Genomic DNA, 1,691 nt, shown 5'->3' with positions numbered 1-1,691 from the left:
TCTTGAAAGGAGGTGATCCAGCCGCAGGTTCCCCTACGGCTACCTTGTTACGACTTCACCCCAGTCATCGGCCACACCGTGGTAGGCGCCCTCCTTACGGTTAGACTACCCACTTCTGGTGCAACAGACTTCCATGGTGTGACGGGCGGTGTGTACAAGGCCCGGGAACGTATTCACCGCCGCAAATGCTGATCGGCGATTACTAGCGATTCCGACTTCATGAGGTCGAGTTGCAGACCTCAATCCGGACTACGAACAGCTTTTTGGGATTAGCTCCACCTTGCGGCTTGGCGACCCTCTGTACTGCCCATTGTAGTACGTGTGTAGCCCTGGCCATAAGGGCCATGATGACTTGACGTCATCCCCACCTTCCTCCAGTTTGTCACTGGCGGTCCCCTTAGAGTGCTCAACTGAATGGTGGCAACTAAGGGCAAGGGTTGCGCTCGTTGCGGGACTTAACCCAACATCTCACGACACGAGCTGACGACAGCCATGCAGCACCTGTGTCTAGGTTCCCTTGCGGGCACTCCCACGTCTCTGCAGGATTCCTAGCATGTCAAGGCCAGGTAAGGTTCTTCGCGTTGCATCGAATTAAACCACATACTCCACCGCTTGTGCGGGCCCCCGTCAATTCCTTTGAGTTTCAGCCTTGCGGCCGTACTCCCCAGGCGGAGAACTTATCGCGTTAGCTACGACACCGACTTGCAGAGCAAACCGACGTCAAGTTCTCATCGTTTACGGCGTGGACTACCAGGGTATCTAATCCTGTTTGATCCCCACGCTTTCGTGTCTCAGTGTCAGTACAGACCCAGGTGGCTGCCTTCGCCATTGATGTTCCTTCCGATATCTACGCATTTCACCGCTACACCGGAAATTCCACCACCCTCTATCGTACTCTAGTCATTCAGTCTCAGAAGCAGTTCCCAGGTTGAGCCCGGGGATTTCACAACTGACTTGAATAACCACCTACACACGCTTTACGCCCAGTAAATCCGATTAACGCTCGCACCCTCTGTATTACCGCGGCTGCTGGCACAGAGTTAGCCGGTGCTTATTCTTCAGGTACCGTCAAGACTCCCGCTATTAACGAAAGTTTTTTCTTCCCTGCTTAAAGTGCTTTACAACCCGAAGGCCTTCTTCACACACGCGGCATTGCTGGATCAGGCTTGCGCCCATTGTCCAATATTCCCCACTGCTGCCTCCCGTAGGAGTCCGGACCGTGTCTCAGTTCCGGTGTGACTGATCGTCCTCTCAGACCAGTTACTGATCGTCGCCTTGGTAGGCCTTTACCCTACCAACTAGCTAATCAGACGTAGGCTCCTCTTAGAGTGCCAGGCCTTGCGGTCCCCAGCTTTGGTCTTGCGACATCATGCGGTATTACTCCAAGTTTCCCTGGGCTATCCCCCGCTCTAAGGTAAATTCCTACGTATTCCTCACCCGTCCGCCACTAGATGTATTGCTACACCTCGTTCGACTTGCATGTGTTAGGCATGCCGCCAGCGTTCAATCTGAGCCAGGATCAAACTCTCCACTTTAAAGGTGTAAAACTTGATCCAAAATCTACCTAATCGTGGCTAAACGACGTCGGTAGCGAAGAGTCATCTTCGTAACTCATTGACTTGGCTACGTTGATACTCTCATGTTTCATGGCTTCGCCACGTACACGGGAGCACCCACACAAATTACTTGCT

At 53.0% G+C, this 1,691-nt stretch carries 1 rRNA gene; it reads right to left on the bottom strand.

Annotated elements, in window-relative coordinates:
- Positions 1 to 5: 5 nt before the first annotated feature.
- Positions 6 to 1,535, bottom strand: a 16S ribosomal RNA gene (locus G7Y82_RS21065).
- Positions 1,536 to 1,691: the final 156 nt, after the last annotated feature.

It is taken from the genome of Solimonas marina (assembly GCF_012241385.1).
Lineage (GTDB): Bacteria > Pseudomonadota > Gammaproteobacteria > Nevskiales > Nevskiaceae > Solimonas > Solimonas marina.
Note: the sequence above shows the minus strand (reverse complement) of the source record. Positions and strands in the feature narration are given on the sequence as shown.